The 22,270-nt window shown below is 69.4% G+C and carries 19 protein-coding genes and 1 tRNA gene; 4 read left to right on the forward strand and 16 right to left on the reverse strand.

The window, feature by feature from the left end; translation table 11 throughout:
- Nucleotides 1-79: 79 nt before the first annotated feature.
- A complete protein-coding gene (locus BL254_RS02885; RefSeq protein WP_047222087.1) occupies nt 80-553 on the reverse strand; it encodes a GatB/YqeY domain-containing protein in 474 nt (157 codons plus the stop codon).
- A gap of 138 nt (nt 554-691) precedes the next feature.
- On the opposite strand from BL254_RS02885, the gene BL254_RS02890 reads away from it, so the two are divergent.
- Together BL254_RS02890 and BL254_RS02895 are read left to right on the forward strand one after the other, a co-directional pair.
- Nucleotides 692-1,654 (forward strand): metallophosphoesterase, encoded by a 963-nt coding sequence (locus BL254_RS02890; protein ID WP_076842433.1) that lies wholly within the window; start codon nt 692-694, stop codon nt 1,652-1,654.
- 168 nt (nt 1,655-1,822) lie between these two features.
- Nucleotides 1,823-1,896 (forward strand) — tRNA-Pro (locus tag BL254_RS02895).
- A gap of 143 nt (nt 1,897-2,039) precedes the next feature.
- Here the strand turns inward: BL254_RS02895 and BL254_RS26755 are convergent.
- The 6 genes from BL254_RS26755 to BL254_RS02920 all read right to left on the reverse strand — a co-directional run bounded on the left by BL254_RS26755 (nt 2,040) and on the right by BL254_RS02920 (nt 6,435).
- The gene (locus BL254_RS26755) at nt 2,040-2,192 is read right to left on the reverse strand and encodes a hypothetical protein (RefSeq protein ID WP_157180407.1); all 153 of its coding nucleotides are present in this window, start codon (nt 2,190-2,192) and stop codon (nt 2,040-2,042) included.
- The gene (locus BL254_RS02900; protein WP_047222085.1) at nt 2,189-2,386 is read right to left on the reverse strand and encodes a hypothetical protein; all 198 of its coding nucleotides are present in this window, start codon (nt 2,384-2,386) and stop codon (nt 2,189-2,191) included. The genes BL254_RS26755 and BL254_RS02900 overlap by 4 nt, the downstream gene beginning before the upstream one ends.
- Entirely contained in the window at nt 2,383-2,985 is a 603-nt protein-coding gene (locus BL254_RS02905; RefSeq protein ID WP_052914370.1) for a Panacea domain-containing protein, read from the reverse strand. The genes BL254_RS02900 and BL254_RS02905 overlap by 4 nt, the downstream gene beginning before the upstream one ends.
- Nucleotides 2,986-3,305: 320 nt before the next feature.
- Entirely contained in the window at nt 3,306-4,262 is a 957-nt protein-coding gene (locus BL254_RS02910) for an aldo/keto reductase (protein ID WP_235433350.1), read from the reverse strand.
- Nucleotides 4,263-4,444: 182 nt separating this feature from the next.
- Nucleotides 4,445-5,797, reverse strand: a complete 1,353-nt coding sequence (locus BL254_RS02915; RefSeq protein WP_175648272.1) for an NtaA/DmoA family FMN-dependent monooxygenase — start codon at nt 5,795-5,797, stop codon at nt 4,445-4,447.
- 416 nt (nt 5,798-6,213) lie between these two features.
- A complete protein-coding gene (locus BL254_RS02920; protein WP_047222084.1) occupies nt 6,214-6,435 on the reverse strand; it encodes a hypothetical protein in 222 nt (73 codons plus the stop codon).
- Nucleotides 6,436-6,825: 390 nt separating this feature from the next.
- Here BL254_RS02920 and BL254_RS02925 point away from each other — a divergent pair, with 390 nt between their 5' ends.
- Nucleotides 6,826-8,091, forward strand: a complete 1,266-nt coding sequence (locus BL254_RS02925) for a class I SAM-dependent methyltransferase (RefSeq protein WP_235433349.1) — start codon at nt 6,826-6,828, stop codon at nt 8,089-8,091.
- A gap of 98 nt (nt 8,092-8,189) precedes the next feature.
- Here BL254_RS02925 and BL254_RS02930 read toward each other — a convergent pair whose 3' ends face one another.
- From BL254_RS02930 to BL254_RS02950, 4 genes are all read right to left on the reverse strand, one after another.
- Nucleotides 8,190-9,002: an SAM-dependent methyltransferase gene (locus tag BL254_RS02930; RefSeq protein WP_047222082.1), complete on the reverse strand. Its 813-nt coding sequence runs from the start codon at nt 9,000-9,002 to the stop codon at nt 8,190-8,192.
- A 249-nt stretch (nt 9,003-9,251) separates the two neighbouring features.
- Entirely contained in the window at nt 9,252-10,118 is an 867-nt protein-coding gene (locus BL254_RS02935; RefSeq protein ID WP_076842435.1) for a helix-turn-helix transcriptional regulator, read from the reverse strand.
- Nucleotides 10,119-10,526: 408 nt separating this feature from the next.
- A complete protein-coding gene (locus BL254_RS02945; RefSeq protein ID WP_047222079.1) occupies nt 10,527-11,117 on the reverse strand; it encodes a potassium channel family protein in 591 nt (196 codons plus the stop codon).
- A 310-nt stretch (nt 11,118-11,427) separates the two neighbouring features.
- The gene (locus BL254_RS02950; RefSeq protein WP_217699218.1) at nt 11,428-13,674 is read right to left on the reverse strand and encodes a serine/threonine-protein kinase; all 2,247 of its coding nucleotides are present in this window, start codon (nt 13,672-13,674) and stop codon (nt 11,428-11,430) included.
- Between the two features lie 1,543 nt (nt 13,675-15,217).
- Between BL254_RS02950 and BL254_RS02955 the strand changes: the two genes are divergently transcribed.
- The gene (locus BL254_RS02955) at nt 15,218-16,774 is read left to right on the forward strand and encodes a diguanylate cyclase (RefSeq protein WP_162233173.1); all 1,557 of its coding nucleotides are present in this window, start codon (nt 15,218-15,220) and stop codon (nt 16,772-16,774) included.
- Between the two features lie 232 nt (nt 16,775-17,006).
- Here BL254_RS02955 and BL254_RS02960 read toward each other — a convergent pair whose 3' ends face one another.
- From BL254_RS02960 to disA, 5 genes are all read right to left on the reverse strand, one after another.
- Nucleotides 17,007-17,510: a DUF3618 domain-containing protein gene (locus BL254_RS02960; protein WP_047222077.1), complete on the reverse strand. Its 504-nt coding sequence runs from the start codon at nt 17,508-17,510 to the stop codon at nt 17,007-17,009.
- Between the two features lie 227 nt (nt 17,511-17,737).
- Nucleotides 17,738-19,141: a proline--tRNA ligase gene (gene proS, locus BL254_RS02965; protein WP_076842437.1), complete on the reverse strand. Its 1,404-nt coding sequence runs from the start codon at nt 19,139-19,141 to the stop codon at nt 17,738-17,740.
- A 183-nt stretch (nt 19,142-19,324) separates the two neighbouring features.
- Nucleotides 19,325-19,609 carry a hypothetical protein gene (locus BL254_RS02970; RefSeq protein WP_013875410.1) on the reverse strand — a complete coding sequence of 95 codons (285 nt, stop codon included), beginning with the start codon at nt 19,607-19,609 and terminating at the stop codon, nt 19,325-19,327.
- A 247-nt stretch (nt 19,610-19,856) separates the two neighbouring features.
- Entirely contained in the window at nt 19,857-20,930 is a 1,074-nt protein-coding gene (locus BL254_RS02975) for an A/G-specific adenine glycosylase (protein WP_083730794.1), read from the reverse strand.
- 210 nt (nt 20,931-21,140) lie between these two features.
- Complete coding sequence (disA, locus tag BL254_RS02980) at nt 21,141-22,220, reverse strand: DNA integrity scanning diadenylate cyclase DisA (protein ID WP_047222075.1); 1,080 nt, start codon at nt 22,218-22,220, stop codon at nt 21,141-21,143.
- Nucleotides 22,221-22,270: the final 50 nt, after the last annotated feature.

Here is a 22,270-nt window from a genome sequence, read left to right on the forward strand (position 1 = left end):
CCGTCCCCTGGTCGCGGGTCGACCGGTCACGCCCCGACAGGCCGTGTGCCGCCCGATCGGGCGTACCGATAGGCCGTGCTCACGCCTGGGCGGGCGGGGAGGAAGCCAGCCGGGCGCGGACCAGGGCGGAGACGCGGGCCCCGTCCGCACGCCCGGCCACCTCGGGCTGGACCGCCTTCATCGCGGCGCCCATGGCCTTCGGCCCGGCCAGGCCGTGCTCGGCGATCACCTTGTCGATGATCGCGGCGAGTTCGTCGTCGCCAAGCTGCTGAGGGAGGTAGGCGGCCAGGATCTCACCCTCGTCGTTTTCCTTGCTGGCCTGTTCCGCGCGGCCCGCCGCGGCGAAGGCGTCGGCGGCCTCCCGTCGCTTGCGAACCTCCCGGGTGAGCACCTTCCGCACCTCGGCGTCGGACAGTTCGCGGGCGCTCTTGCCGGCGACCTCCTCGTCCTTCAACGCCGCCAGGGCCATCCGCAGGGTGGACGTCCGCAGCGCGTCCCGCGCCTTCATCGCCGTGGTGAGATCCACCCGCAGACGATCCTTGAGTTCGCTCACACGGGTGACCTTAGTTGACCTGGCCGGCCGCCGGCCGCCGGACCAGCGGCCGGCGGGGCGGATGTCCACTGGGTCACGACGTGCGCGACGCGCCCCGCGAGCCGCCCACCATGGCGCAACCTGGGCCACACTTGTCCGATGACGAGTGGGCGACGGTTGCAACAGTCACCTTCACGGGCGTGGGGACGCCCCGTCGGGCGGGCGGCCACCGGGCTCGGCGTGGCAGGAGCCCTTGCCGTGGCATATGCCGCCGGCTATGAGCGCACCGCCTACACCCTGCGTCGTGTGGTGCTGCCGATGCTCGCGCGGGACGCGCAGCCGCTGCGCATCCTGCACATCTCCGACCTGCACATAACCCCGAACCAGAAGCGCAAGCTGGCGTGGATCGGGGATCTCGCCCGCCTGGTGCCCGACCTGGTGGCGCTGACTGGTGACGTCCTGGCACACCCGGACGCCGACGAGCCGACGCTGCTGGCGCTGTCGTCCCTGTTCGRCTTCCCGGGGGTTTTCGTGCCGGGCAACAACGACTACTACGTGCCGACGCTGAAGAGCCCGCACCGCTACCTGCTGCCCGGGGACGTCCCCACCCCGAAGGGGGCTCCGCTGGACTGGGCCGGTTTCGCCAAGAGCCTGGCCGCCGACAGCGGCTGGCTGGACCTGACCAACACCCGGACGGTGCTGCGCGTCGCCGGGCTGCGGATCGACGTCCGCGGCGTCGACGACGCCAGGCTCAGGCGGGACGATCTCTCCGCGGTGCTCGGCCCGCGCGACGACGGCAACGGCGACGTCGACCTGGTGCTGGGGCTGTCGCACACCCCGGAGCCCCGGGTGCTGGACGCCTACACCGCGGACGGGGTGGCGCTGACGCTCTCCGGCCACACACACGGCGGGCAGATCCGGGTGCCGTTCGTCGGGGCGCTGGTCGCCAACTGTGGCCTCGACCGCGGCCGGGTCCGCGGCCTGTCCCGTTACGAGGCCGGTGGACGCTCGTCGTGGCTGCACGTCTCCGCGGGCCTTGGGACGTCCCCGTTCGCACCGGTCCGGTTCGCCTGCCGGCCGGAGGCCACCCTGATCACCCTCGCGCCGGCCGCGTGGACCTGACGCCTCGCGCGGACCTGGCGCCGTGGCCCTGGGTGTGAGCACCGTCGCGGCCTCTGTGCCGGTGGCGGGGGCTGGAGCCGCTCCCCGTGGACCTGTCCGGTCACCCCGTGCCGAGAGTGGCCGGCGGATCAGGTAGACTTCCGGATCAGGTAAGCTTTGCAGTGGTCGCGGGGTGTGGCGCAGCTTGGTAGCGCGCTTCGTTCGGGACGAAGAGGTCGTGGGTTCAAATCCCGCCACCCCGACCCAGGTCAAGGACATGATTCGCAATTCGGATCATGTCCTTGACGCATGTACAGCAGCAAAGTACAGCAACCTCCTTACCAATCAAGGCTTTCGTCCAGCCAGTTCAGCGCCTCCACGCGACCGAACATCCGTCAGGCACGGCTCAGTCGTCCGGGTCGTCCGGGTCGATGAAGGTGTCCCAGTGGGCTCGGTCTTCCTCGAAGTCCGCGATTTCCACTGTCGGCCCGGTTGGCCGGGCGACAAGGATCGCGTAGAAGACGATCGGCCCGAACGCTCCGCTCGGCTCAAGGATCACAGTCGAGCCGTGCCACCCATCGTCGAGGGCAGATTGTCCCAGTTGTGGGTGAAAGCGAACCTTGCTGACCGCACCGGCAACGCCATGAACTCGTGGAACGTCGGCCCCGAGTAGCGTGCGCTTCGGCTGTCCGGGTAGGTGGCCTGAGCGGTGGCGAGGAAGTCGGCTCCGTAGGTGACCGTGTGTCTGGTCACTGGGCGAGGCGCCCCTGGCGGGCGTACTCCTCACCGATCTGTCGCAGGCGGTCCATCATCCGCGATGATGGCTGATGCTGCGGTAGGAGGGCCGCTACGTATGGGATGTCCTCGCCGTTGTCGACGAGTTGCCAGCCGGGCTCGCGGTGGGACCGTTCGCTGGCGTCCGCGTTGGTGTGGCCGCGGAGCAGGTTGACGGCGTCCTGGACGGCTTTCAGTTCGGTGGCGCTGAACAGTTCCCGGCGGGCTGGCCGAGTCGGCCGGAGCCGGTGCTGCTCGTAGCCGAGAACCCGCTCTTTGATCAGTACCGCGTCGCCGTTGTCGATCAGACGGCCCCGGATCGCTCGGAGATGGCGCGGTGCGGGTCCTCGTTCGAGCTTGCGATACCGGACACCGGTGATTGGAAGGCCGGTCTCGCGGACGTGGGCGAACTCGGCGAAGTACAGGACCTTGTTGGCCTTGGTGGCACCCCCGTAGGGGTCATTGGCCAGTTCCTCGGCGACCAGGAGCAGTAGCTCGGCGAACTTGGCTTCGTCCGGCTGTACGTCGAGGTCGTCATGCGGGAGACTCTCCGTAACGATTCGATCATGTTCGTCCACGATGTTGGGCCTCCCTTCCCGTAGCCTTACAAACGTACCGGCGGTGCCGCAAGCATGGCGTAACGGCTCGCCCACCGGAAGAACTCGCGCTCGTCCACATTCTAATCGAACTGTTGTTCGTGGCAAAGTCGTCGGCCCGGATTGACGGGCCGGCTTCGTTCGGCGATCCGGCCCAGCCGCTCCCAGGTGGTCAGGTCCAGGAAGTCGGGCGGCTGGTTCGCCGCCCGCCACCCGGCGTCGTGCCGTCCCAGGCCGTTGGAGTTGACGTTCAGGTGCAGCCTGCGCGCCTCAGGTGTCCGTGCCGGCGATTTCGCGCGTGGTCACGATGTCGTTCCGGCGGGCAGCGGCGGGGCCTCGGTCCCGATGTTCTCCGGCCGCACGGAGCGCTCGCCGGCGACGCGCGCGGCGATCGGCTCCAACCTGGCCAGATGCTCCTCACCGAGAGTGACGTTGGTAGCACCGGCCTTCTCGCGCAGGTAGCCGAGGTGATGGGTGCCGGGGATGGGCACCACGTCCTCGCCGCGGGAGAGCAGCCAGGCCAGCGCCACCTGCCCGGGGCGGACGCCGAGTTCGGTCGCGATCCCGGCGACATCGTCGGCCAGGCGCAGGTTGATGTCGAAGACGTCCGCGGCGAAGCGTGGGTGCCGGCTTCGACGGCCGGTCACGTCCTGCGGCCTGCGCAGGGCGCCCGTCAGCCAGCCGCGCCCGAGCGGCGAGTACGGGACCAGCCCGATGCCCAGCTCGCGGGCTGTCGGGACGGTCTGTTCCTCGATCTGGCGGCTGAAGACCGACCACTCGTTCTGGATGGCGGTGACCGGATGCGTGGCGTGGGCGCGGCGGATCGTCCGCGGGCCCGGCTCGGAGAGCCCGATGTAGCGGATCTTGCCTGCCGCCACCAGCTCCTTGAGCACCCCGACGGCCTCCTCGATCGGCACTGTCGGGTCGACCCGGTGCTGGTAGTAGAGGTCCACGTGGTCGATGCCCAGGCGCCGCAGCGAGCCCTCGACCGCGGTCCGGACGTACTCCGGCCGGCCGTCGATGCGCCGTGCGTCGGGGTTCGTGTCGCGGTCCAGCGCGTTGCCGAAGCCGATGGCGAAGGCGCAGAGGAACACCTGCCACAGCCGCACCGTGTGCGTCAGCACCAGCAGGCTGAGCGCCAGCGCGCCAAGGCCCAGCAGCGCCTGCGCCACGAACTGGATGTTCCGCTTCGGCAGCCGGTCGGCCAGCGCCCCGGCGTAGGGCGAGACCAGCAGCAGGGGCACGAACTGCAGGCCCACCGTCACGCCTGTCGCGGCCCCCCGAATGGTCCGTCAGCTCGGTGAGGACGAGCCAGTCCTGTGCCGTCCGCTGCATCCAGGTGCCGGTGTTCGACACCAGGGATCCCGCCAGCCACAGCCGGAAGTTCCGCGACCGCAGCGCGCGAAATCTGGTCGTCATGTTCGGTGCGGCGCCGGCGGGGTCAGGCCGCGGCCAGGCCGAGGTGCTCGCGGAAGGTGGTCCCCTCGTACTCGCGCCGGAACAGCCCGCGGTCCTGTAGACGCGGCACGACGTTCTCGACGAAGCTGTACACCGCGTCGGCGGTCTCCAGGAAGCTGAGGACGAAGCCGTCCGCCGCCCCCTTGCCGGACCAGCGCTCGAACTCGTCGACGACCTGGTCGTAGCTGCCGACGAAGCGGTAGTGGGCGTGCCCCTGCAGGTGTACGACGATCAGTTCGCGGACGGTGAGGCCCTTCAACGCGAGGTCGCGATACAGCTGCGGCCGGCTGCGCCGCCGCCCCAGCGTGGCCGTGGCCGGCAGGCGAAGAATGCGCTCGGGCGGTATCGGATCGTCGAGATCCAGGTCGGAGAGGTCGACCTCGGCGCCGGCGCCACGCTCCTTCGCGACGATCGCTCCGAAGGYCAGCGACAGGCTCTGCCGGCCGAGCTCGAAGTCCAAGGAGTCGACCAGCGCCCGTTCCCGCTCCTTGGCCTCACTCTCGGTGACACCGAGGATGACGTTGAAGCCGGGGAGGATGAGCGGCTTCGGGGCGCCGGGGCCCTTTTCGGCGGCGACCGCGGCGGCGAGCTTCGCGCTGAACGAGACGCCGTGCTCCAGGTCCGGGGACGCGGAGAAGATCGCCTCGGCATACCCGGCGGCGAACCGCAGCCCCGCGTCGGACCCGCCGGCCTGGAACTGCACCGGCCAGCCCTGCGGCGACCGCGGGACGCCGATCGCACCCGCGGAGCGCAGGAACTCCCCACTGAAGATGATCTTGTTGACTTTTGCCGGGTCGATCCGCGGTGTCCCGGTGCCGTCGACGTAGACCGCGTCCCACGCCCAGCCGCGCCACAGGCCCTGGACGATCTCGACGAACTCGTACGCGCGGCGGTACCGGGTGTCCTGGTCGGGCATGTCGGTGAAGCCGAACCGCCGTTCCCCTCCGAAGGAGGTCACGGCGTTCCCGCCGACACGGCCACCGCTGAGATGGTCGAGGGTCTGGAGCTGGCGCGCGAGCGCGGCCGGCACGTTGAACGCCGTCGTCGCCGTCGATACCAGCCCGATCCGTTCGGTCACGCTCGCCAGGGCCGCGACGACGGTCGTCGCGTCCGCGTGGAACCGCGCCCCGCCGTGCAGGGTGTTGACGGCGTCGACGTCGAACAGCAGGGCGTCGGCTTCGAAGACCGCGTCGAACTTCGCCTCCTCGAGCAACCTGGCCGCGCTGACAAGGGCGGGGATGTCGTATGTCCGGCGTACCGGGTCCGTGCGCGACGACAGGGTCGCGCCCAGAGCCGACGCGTGYGCCGCCAGCTTCAGCTGTCTTTTCCCGACCATCGCCACACCACCCGTCGTGAGACGTCCACCTTCATCCGGCTTCACTCCATTCCCCGCGATCCTGTGATCCCGCGTTTCCTGTGATTCCGTGCGCTCCCGCGATTGYGCGCCGGAGCGCCGGTTCCATCCCAGCGGCGGGCGCAGCGTCCGTAAAGTACCCCGGTTCATCGCGACCACAGTGTCACAAGCTAATTAGCTTGGCAAATAATCTCGATGAGTCATCGGCCGCGGGACATTCGGTCACGATATGGAGGGCGACTTCCAAGTTTCGCTAACGAATTACTTAAGCGTTACTGCCAAATCCCGGTGGATGCGGGTCCGCTGATCGCCGTCCGGCCTGCCGAACCCGGTTGGAATGATGAACGGATGGCATGTCCTGATATCTACTGACCAGGACGGGAGAACGCCGGTTTCCGTCACGCGGAGCCCGGGTGGTATGGCTCCACCGGTGGCTCCTGTGGCAGCGCCGCGACGTCCGCGATGAACACGGAGTCGAACGTCCCGCGTTCCGCCACCCGCGCGATGTGCCGGAAGAAGTCGATGTTCACGAACAGTGTCGGGTCGTCCTGGGCCCGCCAGCCGCCGGCGTGCCGGCCGCTCCCGGTGACGTTGACATTCAGGTGCAGTTCGCGTGCCATCGCCTGTTCCCTTCTGGCTGCCGGCATGCCGCTGGCTGGCCCGAATTCGCACCATTCGCATGGCTGTGGCTCCACCGGGTGAAAACCGGCGCCTGGGCGGTCGACGCTTTCGCGGGCGGAGATTCTGTGGGCCGGTTCGCACATCGTGTCCCGGGAGCGGGCCTGCACGGCACGGCGTCAGCGGAGCCCGCGGCGCCATGTACGAAGAGCAACGATTCGGGGACTTCCGGGGTGGCGGACGGTGACGCGTTTGTTGGTGAAACCGGCTGTGTGGAAGAGTGCGTCCTGGGCCGTCGTGGCTGCTGCCGGCTGAGCCCTGACTGCCTTGTGGCACGGGCGGCTGATGATCCGGCTGGTGATCCAGCTGGTGATCGAGGTGGGGGAACCAAGTTGACCGCAGCCGCGGGATCGCGGGTGGAGCGCTTCGAGGCGTTGCTGACCTCCGCCGGGAGCGAACTGCTCGACCGGCTTGCCAGTGGAGCTGGCGGGGGCGCGGGAACCGGCGGGGCCGGCGCGGCGGTCGGCCCACGACAGGCGTTACGCCTCGGGACGCGGCTGCGCGCCGAGTATCCGACGGATCTCGTGGTCGAGGCGCTGGGCCAGCACGAGCTGCGGGCGGCGGCCGGGTCGAAGTTCAGCCGGGCGATGGAGATGTTCTTCACCCGTGCCGGCCTGGAACAGGCGTCGCCGCAGGTCGTGGCCGAGCACACGGCTTCGCGGTACGCGGCCGGGGACATCGTCGCCGACCTGTGCTGCGGTATCGGCGGGGACATGCTCGCGCTCGCCAGGCAGCACCAGGTGATCGCCGTGGACGCCGACCCGCTTCATCTGCGTGTCGCGCGGGCCAACGCCGACGTCCTGGGCGTCGGGGGCAACGTGACGACCGTTCTCTCCGACGTCCGCGACGTCGGCCTGGCAGGGGCGGACGCGGTGTTCGTCGACCCGGCCCGGCGTGCCGGCCAACGGCGGCTGCGTACCGGTGACAGCGAGCCACCGTTGTCCTGGTGCCTGGAGCTCGCCGGACGTGTCGCGAAGGTGGGGATCAAGGCCGCTCCAGGCCTCCCACGCGAGGCCGTGCCCGCCGGCTGGGAGCTGGAGTTCATTGCCGTGGGCAGGGACCTCAAGGAGGCGGTGGCCTGGTCCCCGGCGCTGGCCACCACGGGCACCCGCGCGACCCTCCTGCCCGGCGGGCACACGCTCACCTCCACACCGGCTGGTCGGGGGGCATGTCGTCGGGATGTACATCAGGGGGCATACGGCGTGGAGACCCCGGTGCCGGTACGGGCACCGGGCGAATATCTCCTCGACCCGAATCCGGCTGTCACCCGCGCCGGGCTCGTCGCGGAGCTGGCCCGGGAACTCGGCGCCTGGAAGATCGACGGAAGAATCGCGTTCCTGTCGGCGGACACGCCGATACGTACGCCGTTCGGCCGCTCGTTGCGCGTCATCGATTCCGCGCCGTGGAACCAGAAGCAGTTGCCGGCCCGCCTGCGCGCGCTGGACGTCGGGTCGGTCGACATCCGGCGGCGCGGCCTGGCGGGTGACGTCGACGAGTTGCGTAAACGCCTGAAGCTCTCCGGTACCCGCCGGGCCACTCTCGTCATGACCCGTGTCGATAATCGCCCCTGGGGTCTGCTCTGCCTCGCTGACGAATGACGGCGATCAGTACCGTCCCATGCGAGGGAACCGCATCTCACGACGGATCCGGACAGCCGATGTGACCGGGGCGGGCGGCTCCGGGGCCGTCGGCGTTCTTATGGTTTTCTGGCGAGGCCGGCCCAGACGGGCATCGGGGTGGTGTCGGCCCCGGGTTCGGGGCGCCACTGTGTGGTCGGTACCAGGCCTGGTTCCAGCAGTTCCAGGCCGTCGAAGAACCGTAGGACCTGCTTGTGCGAGCGGAGCGTGACATTTTCGCTTTCCGACTCGTTCACGCTCTTCTCGAGTCCACGCATCTCTTCGGGGATGATGTCGCTGGCCAGGTGGGAAAGTATCAGGTGGCTGCCGGGGGGGATGGCGTTCAGCAGGGTGGTGACGATTTCGTAGGGGTTGTCCTCGTCGGTGACGCAGTGCAGGATCGCGACCAGCATGAGTCCTACTGGTTGGGTGAGGTCGAGGGTGGTGGCGGCTTTTTTCAGGATGATGTCGGGGTTGCGGAGGTCGGCTTCGATGTAGGTGGTGGTGCCCTGGGGGGAGCTGGTGAGGAGTGCTTTGGCGTGGACGAGGACGATGGGGTCGTTGTCGACGTAGACGACGCGGGTGGTGGGGGCGGCTCGTTGGGCGACTTCGTGGGTGTTGTTGGCGGATGGTAAGCCGGTGCCGATGTCGAGGAACTGGCGGATGCCGGCTTCGGCGGCGAGGTGGTGTACGGATCGGCTCAGGAAGGCGCGGTTCGCCAGCACGCTGGCACGAGCGTCCGGTACCGCCGCTATGATCTGCTCGCCCACCGCGCGGTCGGCGGCATAGTTGTTCCTGCCGCCGAGCAGGTAGTCGTAGATCCGGGCGACGTGCGGTATGTCCGGGTTGAGGTTGGCGGGTGGCTGTTCCTCGTCCGCTGCGTCAAGTCCCATGTCAGATCCTTTCGTCCGGCGACCGCTGCGCCGGGTCTCAGCCCAGGAGATCCTAGTACTTCTCTGTCGAATTCCGAAAAATTTCGGGGACGCCAGGAGGCGCCAGTACACAGCGGCATATCGGGGAGCCGGCCGCGGCGCCGGTCTGGTCGGCTGTGGCCGCGGTTGACGATCGCGTTCCGTGATATCGAATCTGCAATATTTACTAAACGTGATCGATGTGCCGGTCGGTTCCGCGGCGCGGCAGCTTCAGATCTCGTTGATGATCTTGTTGATCGTGCTGGCGGCGCGTTCCGGTGACACGCTGTCGACGCACAGGCGGTTCATCGCGGCCAGATAGCGGTCCACGTCCTCCAGCTTGTCCAGATAGGCCGCGCCGGCAAGCTGCTCGAGGTAGACCACGTAGGGCAGGTCCGCCTCGGGGAACTGCAGGATGCTGAACGCGCCGCCTTCGGCGATGTGRCCGCCGAAAGCGAACGGCATGACCTGGAGCGTGATGTTCGGCTGCTCCGCCAGGGCGATCAGATGCTCGAGCTGGGCGCGCATCACCTTGGCTCCACCGATCGAGCGGCGCAGAGCGGCCTCGTCCAGCACCATCCACAGGTGTGGCGGGTCGGGGCGGGCCAGGATTCGCTGCCGCTGCATCCGGACGTTCACCCGGCGTTCGACGTCGTCACACGGGGAGCCCCGGCCGCCCTGAGCGATAACGGCGCGAGCGTAGTCCTCGGTCTGGAGCAGGCCCGGGACGAACTGGRCCTCATAGGACCGGATCAGCGTTGCCGACTCCTCCAGCCCGATGTACGGCTGAAACCAGTTCGGCAGGACATCGCTGTAGTTCTGCCACCAGCTCGGCCGGTTGGCGTCCCGGGCCAGGGACAGCAATGGTTCCCGTTCGGCTTCGTTCGTGACGCCGTAGAGGGTGAGCAGATCGGCRACATCGCGTTCCTTGAAGCTGACGCGGCCGAGTTCCAGGCGGCTGATCTTCGATTCGGAAGCCCGGATGCTGTATCCGGCGGCTTCCCGACTGATGCCCTTGTCTTCACGTAATCGACGCAGCTGGGAGCCCAGGACGATACGGCGCACCGTGGGGCCACGGTGTAGGTCACCTGTTGTCACGACGGCTCACCTGTCGTCACATCCTGGCCCTTTCGCAGACATAATTCTGGCAGCGTCCCGGTTGGTATCTTCGGTCGTTGGGGTCCCTTCGGATATGTGCAGGGATTCTATCGTCGCGTGTCACGGGTACGGTGTGCTGTCCGGAGTTTGGCGGCGTACCTGTCTGTTTCATCCGCTTCGCTCGTTTCGTTCATGTTGTCTTCGCCGGCTGTCACGCCCGCTGGGCAGCCGATCATGCCGTCTGTCCGGGGCTCCGACCGGGTCTGTCGGGTTCGGCCAGGGAGGCCCTGCTGGCCAGGGTGATCGGCGGGTCGGTTGGCTGATCGGTGGCCAGACCGCCGCTGGCCGCTGACCAGGCCACCGGCCGGACGGCCGGCTGATCCCGCTGCCGGTGTGGCGGGATTCCGCTCACTCCGACTCCCGTCCGGCGCGGCGGCGTATCCCGGCGGCGATAGTGCCAAGAAAAATCCGCGCGACAAGGCCGATCACGACGAGATTWCCGATCATCTGGATCATGGTGATGATACGGGCGGTCTGGGTCACGGGGGCAATATCGCCGAAACCGACGGTGGTGAACACGGTGAGTGTGAAATACAGGGCGTCCGTGCGCGTCATCGCCTGGGTGAATGCGCAGGCCTGTTCGCGGCCGAGCACGAAGTAGGTTCCCGCAAAGATCAGTAGAAACAGTGGGAGGGACACGGCGAAGGCCTCCGCGGCGCGCAGCCCGGGGTAGGCGGACCGAGCGATCCGCCGGATCTGGACGCCGACGATGCCGGCGAACGCCAGCAGGGCGACGGCCAGCGCGATCCCCAGACCCGCGTGCACGCCGTCCCTGTAGGGCCGGTCGAAGGGAAGCAGATAGTACAGGAGCAGCAGGGCGACGAGGCTCAGGGCCGAGCGCGCCATGGCGCGTGCGATGAGTACGCGCTGACCGGGCGGCGGCCGGGTGGCCTCGCGCCGGTGTTTCGGCGGGGCCTCGCGCGCGTTTTTCGTGATCATGGACTGTCCTGGACGAGGGCGGCGCGGCCGGCCGCCATGGCAGGGCCTGGCAGGCAGTCGGTCACAGGCTCCTCCGCGCCCTGGGGATCACGGTCGGTGCTCAGGCCGTCGACCGGCCGCGAACCGCGGGCAGGGCTGGGTCCCCGCCGACGGTGACCCGACATCGCTCGCGGGGTTGATCGGAATCCGAGCCCCGTCGGTGGCTGGGGCCGCGGCAGGTGCGTCTGCCGCGGCCCCAGCCACCAGCCATGAGCATACGGTCACTAAAAGATCGCATCCGGTGACTGTGAGTCAATGTGAGGTGGGTACGTCAGGCGGTGAAGGTGAGGGAACAACCGCGATCGGACGTGCTGGCCTGGTCAGGAGAGCGGAACACCGCGGGGGAGGGGTCCTGGCGGGGGCGCCCCGTCAGGCCAGCCCCCCGGACGAGAGGGAGAGYACCGGCGACGACAGCCAGTATCTGCAGGACCGGGGAGCGGATGACGGACGTCCAGTGGATGCCCAGGTGGATGTCGTGATGGCCGTCGCGCCACCTGGCGGCACCGGTCAGCCAGTCCGTCAGCGTCCGCGGCAGCCATCCATCGCTGCGAGTGGTGGGCGTCCGCACCCAGGTCGAGTGATCGGCGTCCCCGCCGTTGGAGATCCCGCCGATGGGCATGAGCGGTGGGTGGATGACAGCCGCCCGCGTTGCCGGGCCCTGTCGCACCGGGCCCCGTAGGGCGGAGCTGCTGGTGCCGGCGGCACCGCCCGCGGTGACGCTCGCGTTCGCCGTCCCCTGCCCGGTCGTGGCCGCTGCTCGCCCGGTCGGGCCGGTCGTTCCGGTCGGCTTCGAGGGCGCGCGCTGGCCGCGGCTCGCCGACGATCGAGGCCGCGCCGTGGGCTGTGGCCTGGAGGTCTGCGCCACCGTCTGGGTGGAGGAAGTCCGCGGCGGTGTCACCGCGGCCGAGGCCGCGACGGACGGCGAGCCGGCCGGCGCCGTGGTGGGCGGCCTGGACGGCGAAGCCGGTGGCTTCGTCGGGGCGCTGGTGGGCGGTTGGGCTGTTCCGCTGGGGGCGGGCGCAGGCGAGGTCGCTGCCGGCTTCGTCGGTGYCGGTTTCGTCGGGACGGCGGTGGCGGGCGGCTGGGTCGCTCCGCTGGGGGCCGGCTGCGGGGTCGCCGGCACCCTCGGCGACGGCTGCGCCCCGTTCCCGGCGTCGGGAACGGGCTGACCAGGCTGGCCTGGTTGGGGGGATGGCGGTGGGGCACCCGCCGACTGTTCCGCCGACGTCCACGCCACGGTGTCCGGCGGCCGGGTGAGCGCGAGCCCGGTCGCGGTGGGCGGGGCGGACGTCCACGGCCTGCCCGCGGCCGGGGGCGTTGCGCCGTTGCCCGGGGCAGGCGCCCCGGAGGGGGTCGCCATCGCGCCGGGTGGGTTCGTGCTGCCGCTGGGGGTGACCCGCATGGCGACGGCCATGACCAGACCGGTGGTCACACCGAGCGCGATGCCGGCGACCACAGTGATCAGCGCGAGCTGCCAGCGGCGCAGGGCGGTGGTATATCCGGCGCCAGGGCTCCCGCCCCCGTAACGTCCGCTGCCGGGCCGTCCGGGCGGGGCTCCGCCCGCGCGGCCGGCGGGCCCACCCGGACGCTTCGCCACGCGCGGGGGCCGCACACGATCGGCCGCGGGAGCGGCCGCCGCCGATGGCGGCGGCGGTGGCTGGGGGGCGACCATGACCCGCCGGGTGACCTCGTCCGCCAGGTCGGCGCTGTCCGGATAGTTCCGGACGATGCCGGTGACGAGCTCGACAGCGGTGGGCCGTCTGGCCGGGTTCCGGTCGAGAGCGCGCCGCAGCAGCACCGTGAGGCCTTCCGGTATGCCGCGCAGGTCCGGCTCCTCCCGCAGCATGCGCAGGGCGGACGTGGTGGGTGTGTCCGCCGCGAACAGGTGGCGGCCGGTCGCGGCGAACGCCACACACATGGCCCAGGAGAAGATGTCGGCCGCGGGGCCAGCCCGTTCGCCGCGCAGTTGCTCCGGGGCCATCCAGGCGACCGTTCCGATGATGTGGCCGGTCTGGGTGTGCTCGGTCGTGTCGATGGCGTGGGCGACGCCGAAGTCGATGACCTTCGGCCCGTCCCAGGCGAGCAGGATGTTGGACGGTTTGAGGTCGCGGTGCACCAGTCCGGCGGCGTGGATGGCGGCGAGGGCGTCGGCGAGGCTCGCGGCGAGGTCGACGAGCATGGACCCGCTCAGCCGCCCCCGCTCGCTGACGGCCGCCGAGAGGCTCACGCCGTCGACGTACTCGGTGGCCATCCACGGGCGTTCCGCGTCGACGTCGGCGTCGCGGACCTCCGCGACGAACCTGCCACGGACGCGGCGCGCGGCCGCGACCTCCCGGCGGAACCGTTCCCGGAAGTCCGCGTCACCAATCAGCTCCGGCCGGATGACCTTCACCGCCATGGGGTGGCCATCCTCGTCGAAACCAAGGTAAACAGCGCCCATCCCGCCGGCACCCAGTCGTCCCTGGAGCCAGTATCTCCCGACTTTTCGGGGATCAGCGTCGGTCAGCGGCGCCAGCACGCCCGCTCCTCTCCTGCGACTTCCCCACCCTGGGGATCACGCTACCGAGTTGACGGGCATTGTGGCTGTGAGCGCATCAACTTTCCCGAGTGGGAACAAAACCGGTCACCGCGTTCAAACGTACGATTGATCACATCCTCTTGTCACTGCCGGACCGGCGTGTAAAGGTCGTGTACAGATAAAGGATTCGCAGGTGGTCGGGCCGGTTCCCTGATATCAGGAATCAGCTGGCCCGGTAGGGCCGGGGGCGTCGTGCCACCGACAGGTCGTGGACGGCGTGGTCATGTTTTTCCGGTGCGTTTGCCCCCGGTCGGACGCGGCTGCCGCGGAAGCCGCTCGGGGAGGTCCGGAAGGCCCAGCTTCCCGGGGTGTGCGGTAGCGTGCGGCGCGTCGGTGTCCGGGTCCGCCCGGGGCTTCCAGGGCCGTCCGGGTAAATACGTTCCGTTTCGTATCCGGAAGCCCACGGGACTGCCCATGGTGTCGTTTCCCACTGTCCGTCCCCGTGCTGCGGCGTCGTCCGGTGACGGTGTTTCCGGTCACCTGTCCCGCTGTGATGAAACCGGTTTGTGGCATATGCCGCACCCAGGCCGCCGCCGGCGTCCGCGGCTGAGTGGACAAGCAACGCCCGCTGCCCGATCCCGAACTCCATGGCGACGTCCAGCCAGCCCCGCAGGCCGCGTGGCCAGGCTGGTCGCCGGTGCCGGCCACCCCGCCACGGTGGGCCGACGGCGGCGCGTAGCGCACGGATCTCCTGGCTACACCTCGTGGCCACGCTCCGGATAGGACGGACCCGTACGTTGATGGAGAAAAGCATTCCTCCATACTGTTTGACTGAACCCGAAGACGGACGAACAAGTCGACGTAAGGGATGTCGGTCACGTGATGCTTTGGGCGTACCGGCCGTTGTCCTCCGGTGGGCCGGCCAGCCGGTCGTTCGCCGGCGCGGACCAGCCGTCCGCGCCGAGATGGCGACGYGGCGGAGGAACAGGGTGGGGTACGGCGGCGAAGCCGCTTTGCGTCACGCATAGTGGCCGTCGCGGCTTCCCGGTGGATCAAAGAGAGCGTGATTGTACCGCTTTCGCTCGGGTGGTCCGGAAGTCGGTCCGGCAGGCCCGGTGGTCCGGCTTCCCGACGGGACCAAGGTTCTGTGATCATGATTCTGTTGGCCATGGGTCCGCGGTCCGGAAGGCTCGCAAGCCGCTTCGGCGGACCCGGCATCCCAGGCTGCCGGGAGATCTCGGCCGGCTGGCGCCGGTCGTCACCAGAGTTGTCCGGGAAAGCTGGCCGAACCGGTTGCCGGACTTCGTTGCCAAGTAATTTGGAAGGCTTTGCCCATCGGAGTACTATTTTTGTATCGTATCGTCGGTATGAGATTTTCCACGCCGCCGGACAGGTCCGGGCATCTCGTCATGAAGGCCGTTTCCAGGATGACACGAACCCTGACATTTCACCGAGCCGTCCGGGCGGGCGGGTTTCGCGGTCGGCCGCCCTGCCGCCGGGGGGCGACCTGATGGGGCGGGGACGGGCGGATTCCGACCAGGCCGTGGGTCGGCCGTGGCTGCTCTATCTGACGGCCGGCACCGTTCTCGTGATCGGATACTGGCTGACACCCGTCGGTGATACGGGGCGGGCGGCACTCTACTGCCTGATCGGCGTGTCGTCGGTGGTGGCGGTCCTCATCGGTGTTGTCCGGTTCAGGCCCACRCCGCGGCTGCCCTGGCTGTTGCTGGGAGCCGGCCAGGTTGTGTACGTGATCGCCGGCATGACCTGCTGTCTGCTGTACGACGTACCCGACACCATGGATTTCCGGACCGTCTCCGACGCCTTCGTCCTGCTCCGCTACCCCTTCGTGGTTACGGGCCTGGTGCTGCTCGCCCGGTACCGCACCCCCGGGCGTGACCTGCCTGGTCTGCTGGACACCGGAACGTTCGCGGCCGCCGTGACCATGTTGGCGTGGGTCTATCTCATCGGGCCCCGCGTCCGCGGCGGCCCCGGCCGGCTGGGTGAGGCCGTCCCGTTGCTCGGGCACCCGGCCATGGATCTCGTCCTGTTCGCGGTCGGAGTCAAACTACTCCTGGGATCCGGCCGCCAACCGTTGGCTCTCTTCCTGCTCATGGGAAATCTTGTGGCAGTCATGACGGCGGACACCCTGTACGGCCTGCAACGGTTGAACGGTACCTACCAGCCGGGAAACATCCTGGACGTGATCTGGCTCGCCGGTTCTCTCGCACTGGGCGCGGCGGCGCTGCATCCGACAATGGCCCGTATTGCCGACCAGGCTCCGGCCGGCGACGTCGGCCTCGGCCGATGTCGCCTTGCCGTTCTGTTCGGTGCCGCCCTGGTCGCACCTGTCACAATGCTGGTGCAGTATGCCCGCGGGATCACCCACGACATTCCGGTGATCGCCGTGGCGTACACCCTGATGTTCCTGTTGACGATCGCCCGGATGACGGTCCTGCTCTCCGACCAGCGTCGGCTGGCAATCACCGACGCATTGACCGGCCTGTACACCCGTCGTTTTCTTGAGGCGGAACTGCCGATAGAGCTCGCCCGGGTACGCCGTACCGGCGGCCTACTGGCTCTCTTCATCATAGATGTCGACCATTTCAAGGCGATCAACGATCATTACGGTCATCCAGCGGGTGACCGGGTGCTTGCCGAGATTAGCGTCCGGCTGCGCGGGACCACCCGCCCGGGCGACGTGCTCGCCCGTTATGGCGGTGAGGAGTTCGCGTTGCTGGCCCCCAACGTCCATCTGGACGAGCTCAGCGTGGTCGCYGAACGGATGCGGACCAGAGTGGCCGCCAACCCGATCACGGTGAATGCCGACATCTCGCTTTTCGCCACCGTGTCGGTGGGCGCCTGTGCCTTTCCCGTGCATGTCTCGGACCAGGTGGAGCTGGTCGGTATGGCGGACCGGGCCCTGTACAGGGCCAAAGCGCTGGGACGGGACCGCACCGTGGTATGGGACGACGTCGCATCAGCCACAGCCGTGCCCGGGGACGGGCCCGGCAGCGCCGCCGACAGCCGAGAGGCCCGAGAAACCCGGGAGACCCGGGAGACCCGGAACGCGCATGACATCCGCACCACAACCGCGTGAGGCCGTTGGCGTCGGGACCGGGAATCCGGGAATACGAAAATACGGCGAACCTGGCGGACACGGATATACACGGGGAGACGCGGGAAAGCTCGACCGGGCCCGGCAGCCGTTGCTGCATCCGCGGTCCGCTGACCGAAGCGGACATGCGACCAGCTGACCGTACGCGGTCAGCTGACCGGCCGTTTCATGCCCGGTTACGCGGCGGCCGAGGTGGACTTACATCCAGGCGAACTTATTCGTACCAGTTCCGATGGCGGCGCCGCCGCACGACGGTGAGGACGGCCGCGCCGGTCACCGCCGTACCGGCCACACCGGCCGCCACGGCCCGGGTGGCGCCGGGATTGTCCGCGGCCCGGCTGCGCGTCGTCCGTATCACCTGGCCCGTGGATTCCCGGATTTTTCTGGTGCCCGCGGCAATCTGCGGATTCTGGCCGGCCCGGTGCACCAGTTCGTCCGCGGCCTGTCTGGCCCGATACGCGCCGGCCGAGGCCCTGTGTGCCGTTACCGACGCTTTGGGCCCGAGCTCACCCGCATATCCGGCGAGTCGGATGCGGGCGCCGGCCGTGCCGCTGACCACCCGTTCCCGGGCGTGGGTCACGGCGCTGCGGGCGTCCTCGGCGGTCCGTCCAGCGACCCGGCCCGGACTTACCCGCTCCGACAGCAGGCCGAGTTCTTCGCTGAGCCGGGACCTGGTCAGCTCGATGTCCGTTCTGATCTTGTCCGGATTCTCGCCCATGAGCGTGCTCCCGTTCTCCTCGATACTCGCGACCGTGCGACAGCGCGGCAGCTCCCGCTCGGACCGGAATCCGCTCGGGCGGGAGCCACGTGGCGGCGTGGCCGTGTCGGCGGTCGGGCATCACAAGCCCGATCTTGGAAATACCCGGGGACGGCAGAATTAATCGACAATACGGCCGTTGGCCCGCGGGCCGTGGCCCGGCCAGCGGGCCCGGTCAGTAGGCCCGGTCAGTAGGCGCGGGCGACGATGCAGACCAGGTCGGGCTCGTCCCCGCTGTCCGGGAGCGTTCCGTCCGGCCGCTGGATGCAGCGGACGGTCAACGACTCCTCGGCGAGCTTGGCCTCGCCGCCGTCACCGACGGCGGCCCACGGCAGGCGGGCGAAGCCCACCGACGCCGCCTCGACCGCCTCGGCGAGGTCCGACACGTCGCGGGTGCGGGCGTCACGGGCGGCCAGGGCCGCGTCGTACATGTTCTGCTGGACGTCGTCCAGCAGCGCGGGCACCCGGGCCAGCACGTCGTCGAGCGGTATGGTGATCTTCTCCGAGGTGTCGCGGCGGGCCAGGGTGACGCTGCCGGCGGCAAGGTCGCGCGGGCCGATCTCGACACGTACCGGGATGCCCTTGAGCTCGGCGTCGGTGACCCGCCGGCCGAACGACAGGCCGGGCCGGGCGTCGAGCTGGACGCGTACCCCGGCGRCCCGCAGCCCCTCGGTGATCTGGGAGACCCGCTCGAGGAGCGCCGCGTCGTCCCGGACGGGCAGCACGATCACCTGGACGGGTGCCAGCCGCGGGGGTATCCGCAGCCCGTTGTCGTCACCGTGCGCCATGATCAGACCGCCGATCATGCGGGTCGACGAGCCCCACGACGTCGTCCATGCCAGGTGCCGCTGGYCGTCGGCGCCCAGGAAGTCGATGTCGAAGGCGCGCGCGAAGTTCTGCCCGAGCTCGTGGCTGGTCGCCATCTGCAGCGCCTTGCCGTCGCCCATCATCGCCTCGAGGGTGAGGGTGTTGATGGCGCCGGCGAACCGCTCCTTCGCCGTCTTGCGGCCGACGAGGACGGGCAGTGCGAGCACCGAGGTCATGAACTCCCGGTAGACCTCGAGGTGGATGCGGCGGGCGTAGGCGGCGGCGTCCGCCTGGTCGACGTGTGCGGTGTGCCCCTCCTGCCAGAGGAACTCGCTGGTGCGCAGGAACAGCCGGGGGCGCAGTTCCCAGCGCACCACGTTCGCCCACTGGTTGAGCAGCAGCGGCAGGTCGCGGTAGCTCTGCGTCCACTTCGCCATGTACTCACCGATCACGGTCTCGCTGGTCGGGCGGACCACCACCGGCTCTTCCAGCTCCTTGCCGCCGCCGTGGGTGACGACCGCGAGCTCCGGGCTGAAGCCCTCGACGTGCTGGGCCTCCCGGCGCAGGTAGCTTTCCGGGATGAACAGCGGGAAGTAGGCGTTGACCGCCCCGGTCGCCTTGATCCGGGCGTCCACGTCGGCCTGCATCCGCTCCCAGATCGCGTAGCCGTACGGTCGGATGACCATGGTTCCCCGGACCGGGCCGTTGTCGGCCAGTTCAGCTTTGGCGAGCACGTCCTGATACCAGCGAGGGAAGTCCTCACCGCGGGGAGAGAGTATGGCCACCCGCCCACGATATTGCCTGGCCGTCCCGTGCGGTCCACCCGCCCGGAGGCGATGTGGCCGTCACGGTTCGCGGCCAGGTCACGGCTACCGGGACGGCCTGGCGTCACACGCGCCACGGCGCCGCGTGCGCCGTCTCTACCGCTTACCTCTGCTTACCTCTGCACGCACTTACCTCTACACGCGCTACACGGCCGGTCCGGCCAGGTCTTCGGGACTGTCGCCGTAGCACCCCGGTCTTTCCCGGAAGACCAGTGACAGGTCGACGTCACCGTGGAAACTCACCAGCGCGGCCTGCGGTGGCACCATGATCATTGCGGACGTCAGGTCGGACGCGGTCGCTCCGGTGCTGAGAACGAGTTCGTGGTCAACCAGTGGGCCGTGCCGCACCGTCACCACCTCGGCGAGCGAGGCCGGCGCAGCGGCGGGTATGCCTCGGGGTTCGGGAACAGGGTCGCCGTCGGTGTCCATGTTCGGGCCTCCTCGATGTGAAGTTAGCAATCCGGTCCGATGCGTTCGCGGCCAACTGTGTGGTCCTTTTTCCGGCCAACTCGAAACGATTTACGAATTACGCTCTTCAGTACCATTTCCTGGGATCGGCACTGTTTGCTTCGGGCTGGCTGGCTGGCTTGTTGCTGGATGCTCACGGAATCTTACCTTGCTTTATAGCAAATACCGAGGAAGGCCGGTCGGCCCGGGGCTCCGTCCGCTGGGTGGGCTATCCGCCGGATGGGCTGTGCACGCCGGGCCAGACCTGTTCGCCGGGCAGGGCGTACACGCCGGGCGCGACTGCGACGACGAGGCCGTCGTCGAGCAGCCCGTGCAGCGCACGGCCGCGCTGCACGGGCTCGTCCCACACGGTGTCCAGGACGTCCTGCGGCACCGGGACGGGTGACTCGCGCAGCACCGCGAGCAGCTTTCCGCGTACCTGCCGGTCGGTCCCGGCGTAGCTCTGCGTGCGTCGGCCCGTGTCCGCGGCGGCCGGGCTGCCCGCCCGCCGCCAGGCGCACTCCCACCGCAGCGGGCAGGCCTCGCACCGCGGGGTACGCGCGACACAGACCAGCGCACCGAGCTCCATGAACGCGGCGCTGGCCTGAGCCGCGCTCTCGGCGTCGTGGGGCAGCAGGGACTCGACCAGTTCGAGGTCCCGGCGTGACACGGCCGTCCGCTGGTCGTCGCGGCCGTTGACGGCCCGGCCGACGAGCCGCCGGACATTGACGTCGATCACAGCGTGGCGCTGACGGAAGGCGAACGCGGCGACCGCTCTGGCGGTGTAGGTCCCCACTCCCGGCAGCCGAAGCAGATGCTCCAGGTCGTCGGGAACCAGCCCGTGGTGCTCCTCGGTGATGGCCACCGCGGCCTGGTGCAGCCGCAGCGCCCGGCGCGGATAGCCCAGGCGCCCCCACATGCGGACGGCCTCGCCGGCCGGCTCCGCGGCGAGCGCCGACGGGGCGGGCCAGCGGTCCAGCCAGGCCTGCCATGCCGGCAGCACCCGGTTCACCGGCGTCTGCTGCAGCATGATCTCGCTGACGAGAACCGCCCAGGGGCTCGCCTCCGGGTGCCGCCAGGGGAGGTCACGGGCGTGGGTCGCGTACCACTCGAGGACGGCGTCGGAGAACGCCGTCGAAGCCCCGGGGCCGGGCCTGGCGGCCGTGGCGGCCACGGGTGCCACAGCGGCCGGTTCGGCCGCGTCGACCGACACCGCGTCGACCGCATCGGCTACGGCGGCCGCATCGGCCGCAGCAGTGGTCACGGATGCCGAGGTGGCCGTGGGAGAGGCGGTGGATGCCATCCCCGCCATCCTGGCATGGCCGCCGGCCGGGCAGGCCGGGGCCCACAGGTGGGCTGGGCCGCGCGGCCCACCGCCATCGGTCGGCGGTCATCGGCTGGCGGCGCGTGTGACGCGAACGGACGCCCGTCTCCGCGCTGTCCAGCGGTTCACACGGGCACGCGAGGGTGCACCATGCGGTGCTTCACATGCGGCCGCACACAGCCGTTCCGGTTACACGTAGCGTTCGAGGATGCTGGATTCGGCGAGGCGGGAGAGCCCTTCGCGGACGGCCCTCGCGCGCGCCTCGCCAACGCCCTCGACGGCCTGCAGGTCGTCCACGCCGGCGGCCAGCAGCTTCTGCAGGGTGCTGAAGTGGTCGACGAGCCTGTCCACCACCAGCCGCGGCAGCCGGGGCACCTTGGCCAGCATGCGGTAGCCGCGGGGGCTGACCTGGCTGTCGAGCACGTCCGCGCCGCCGGAGAAGCCCAGCGCGCGGGCGAGCACGGTCAGGTCCAGCAGCTCCGTCGACGACATCGCGGACAGCTGCGCCAGCACCTCGGCGGCGGTACCGACCTTGCCCCCGGACGGCAGGTAGTCACGGACGGTGAGTTCCCGCTCGGTTTCGACTCCCGCCATCAGCTCCTCGAGCTGGAGGGAGAGCAGCCGGCCGTCGGTTCCCAGCTCGACGACGTAGCCCTCGATCTCGTCGGCGATGCGGCGGACCATCTCCAAGCGCTGACTGACCGATATCGCGTCACGAACAGTAACAAGATCTTCGATTTCAAGCGCGGAGAGCGTGCCGGCGACCTCGTCCAGCCGCATCTTGTAACGCTCAAGGGTGGCCAGTGCCTGGTTGGCCCGGGACAGGATCGCGGCCGACTCGTCGAGGACGTAGCGCCGGCCCGCCACGTACAGCGCGATGATGCGCATCGACTGGCTGACCGAGATCACCGGGTAGCCGCTCTGCTTGGCGACCCGTTCGGCGGTGCGGTGCCGGGTGCCGTACTCCTCGGTGAAGATCGTCGGATCGGGCACCAGGTGGACGGCCGCGCGCACGATCCGCTGAAGATCGGACGACAGGACGATCGCGCCGTCCATCTTCGCCAGTTCCCGCAGCCGGGTGGCGGAGAACTCGACGTCCACCTCGAAACCGCCCGTGCAGAGGCCTTCGACCGCCTTGTCGTGACCAAGTACGATCAGGGCGCCGGTGTGGCCGCGCAGGATGCGTTCGAGCCCGTCCCGGAAAGGGGTACCGGGGGCGACAGTGGCCAGTGTCGCCCGGAAGGTGTCATCCCCGGGTGATCCTGCCATCTGGCTCCCTCTGTGTCGGGGCGTCCCGCCCTGGTCATGGTATCGGGCCG

It is taken from the genome of Protofrankia sp. BMG5.30 (assembly GCF_001983005.1).
GTDB lineage: Bacteria > Actinomycetota > Actinomycetes > Frankiales > Frankiaceae > Protofrankia > Protofrankia coriariae.